The 2,777-nt window shown below is 59.6% G+C and carries 3 protein-coding genes; all 3 read right to left on the reverse strand.

Annotated features, from left to right (window positions below; all coding sequences use genetic code 11):
- A partial coding sequence (pabB, locus tag WA354_RS15280; RefSeq protein WP_472813882.1) for an aminodeoxychorismate synthase component I occupies nt 1-1,569 on the reverse strand: 1,569 nt, incomplete at its 3' end.
- A 19-nt stretch (nt 1,570-1,588) separates the two neighbouring features.
- Nucleotides 1,589-2,566, reverse strand: coding sequence for an Ig-like domain-containing protein (locus WA354_RS15285; RefSeq protein WP_472813883.1), 978 nt, complete (start codon nt 2,564-2,566; stop codon nt 1,589-1,591).
- Nucleotides 2,557-2,777: hypothetical protein (locus WA354_RS15290; RefSeq protein ID WP_472813884.1), on the reverse strand; the 221-nt coding region annotated here is incomplete at its 5' end. The genes WA354_RS15290 and WA354_RS15285, both read right to left, overlap by 10 nt.

Here is a 2,777-nt window from a genome sequence, read left to right on the forward strand (position 1 = left end):
GGAATTGTAGAGTTTGCGATTCGTAGTCTTATGGAAGAGAAATTGGTCATTTGGGTCAGTGCGTTCGGCGGCGATGCAGACGCGGGCGGTGCCACGGCTCGAAAGATCGACGATGGGCTCAGAAGCGATGCGAGCCGTGCCATCGGAATCCAGAAGCAGGCGCACTTTGCGCGGACGTCGGTCGGTAAACAGAGAAGCCTCCTCAAGCAGAGCAGATCTGACCGCATTCTTGTCGCACTGAAAAGCGAAATAGTCCGCCGAGTCCGCAAGCCGGTCGAGATGCAGTTCGATCAGCGGATACGTGCCATCCCAGCGAATTGTCTCGATCAGGGAGAACGGTTCGGTTGCGCGTGTAAGAAACTCAGCCTTGAGCCTGCATTCGCGAAACTCTGCCGCCGGGTCGGAATCGATGACAATGCCGGCACCCACACCCATGGTTGATTCGCCGTCTTGGAGCACGAGGGTGCGGATGGCTACATTGAAGACGGTTTCCTCCCGCGAGAAGAATCCGATGGCGCCGGTATAGACTCCGCGTGGATTGTCTTCGATTTGTGCGAGCAGTTGCATGGCACGGATCTTCGGAGCGCCAGTGATGGAACCGCAGGGAAACAGGGCGCGGAAGATCTGCTCATATCCAATGTTGGGTTGCAGTTCGCCGGTGACGGTTGAAGTCATCTGCCAGAGCGTGGGGTAACGCTCAACGTCGAACAGCTTATCCACGTGCACGGTGCCGAACTCACAAATACGTCCGAGATCGTTGCGAATGAGATCGACGATCATCACGTTTTCAGCGCAATTCTTCGGGTCGCTGGCCAGACTTTCGGCGATCTCACGATCTTCGTTGGTGGTTCGTCCGCGCCGTGCCGTGCCTTTCATGGGCTGCGTGGTGATGCGGCGCTTGTCGCCTTCCTGTCGCACGCGGAAGAACAGTTCAGGTGAAAGCGACAGGATGTGCCGGCCCTGCTGGCAGTGCAGGAACGCGCCGTAATCGACTGGCTGCGCGGTGCGAAGGCGACTGTAAAGCATCGCGGGGCGCAATTCGGTTTTTACATGCATCGGGAACGTGAAATTGAGCTGATACACATCTCCGGCGCGAATCCACTCATGAATCTGCTCGATGCGTGCCATGAACTGCTGTTCGTCAAGGGCGAGCGACGTCTCTGGGGAAGAGGCGGCCGAAGGCTCAAGAGACGAGCCAAGATTCGTCGGTTCACCATCGAGGAATCTACCCGTTGTGTGATCGAAGCGGTAGCAGCGCTCGTAGATGCCGAACCATGCGAGGGGTTCGTTGCCCTGGCCAGATCGGAGAGGGGCACTAGGCTCGAAGAATGTTCCACACTCGTAGGCGAGAAAGCCGGCGACGAAGTTTCCCCGATGCACCGCGTCTTCAATCTTCGGGAACAAGGCTCCAATATCGGCCGGAATGCGCGATTCAAAAACGCCTACCGGATCCGTAAAGACGCGACTGAAAATGGCTGCGCCAGGGCGCGAGCTTTCCAGCAGCACAGTGCCGGGCGTCTGCTCTGCAAATGAGTAAAGAGCGGTCGGAAAAGGATGCCAGTTCCTCATGCATCCGCTCGGTTGCGCGTTACTGAGTGACGGTCAGCGCGAAGGTCGTCTTGTGGGTGGTTGCCGTAACGCCGTTACTGGATTGCGCCGCGACGGTGATGGTGTAAGAGCCAGCAGGAGTCGGCAGGTTATTCGGCGGACCATGGTTGTAGTAGTAATAGAGCGGCGAGCAGGCAGTCGTACCCAGCGTCGCAACAAAGCCGATCAGAGCCAGCAGCACGAGGCGGCCGAGGAAGCGGCGGCGGCGTGCGCCAAAGGCGAATCCGCCCAGAACGAGTGCGCCTGGCAACAGCACCGCCCAGGCAACCGGCCGCGAACCGCTCTTCAAGACAGGCTCGGCCTTGACGAGGGACGTCGCCTGCGTGGCAATCACCAGCGAACTGTTGATGGCGGCCGTTGCCCCAATCGGAATCTCAAGGTTCTCGGGGGTAAAAGTGCAGGCGCTCTGGTCAGGCAGGCCCGAGCAGGAGATGGTGACGAACATCGGGCCCGTCAGCGAGGCTGCGTTGATGGGGCTCACGGAGACGGTCGCTGACCCTGACTGCCCCTGTTTGAGTGAAATGGTGGCCGGTGAAACCGAGACCGAAAAATCGGGTGTTGTGCCGGCGATCGCGCGAACCGGCGCGACCTCGGAGCTTGAAGTCAGGTGCGTCTGATCGCCCACGTACATCGCGGAAAGGCTGTGGTCACCGGGAGCCAGATCGATGGTCGCAGTCAAGCGTCCTTCGGCGTCCAGGGCGAAGCCGGCCAGCGGCTTGCCGTGATCAGAAACGGCAATCGCACCGGTTGCTGGTTGCCCGTCCGCGCCAATAACCGTCATGGAAAGTGTGGCTTGGGTCCTGCCGTTCAGATCGCGCGTGCCCACATTGAGAGTGGTCTGCGTGGCTTGTTGCTTGCTTGCGGCGGTGGCGCCCAGCGCCGGAATCGCAAGAGCGAAGCCGAGCGCGGCAACCCATTGAAGCCGCAGACCGCGGCGGAACATACGTATCACGTGCACTGCTCCAGATTGAAAGAAAAGTCGATAATCGCCCGGTTTTCGCGCGTACTCCCATTGTATCTGGCTGGGGTGGCGGCATGCGACCAGCCAGTCTTCCAAATTGCCCCGGGTACAAGGGTTGGACGGACAAACCGGCAATAGGAAAGTTCCTGTTCGGGTGCAAGCTGCGCGCTGGATCTCCCGTTTACTCCTGTCGCAGCAATTGCGCGGG

It is taken from the genome of Occallatibacter sp., from assembly GCF_049802275.1.
Lineage (GTDB): Bacteria > Acidobacteriota > Terriglobia > Terriglobales > Acidobacteriaceae > Telmatobacter.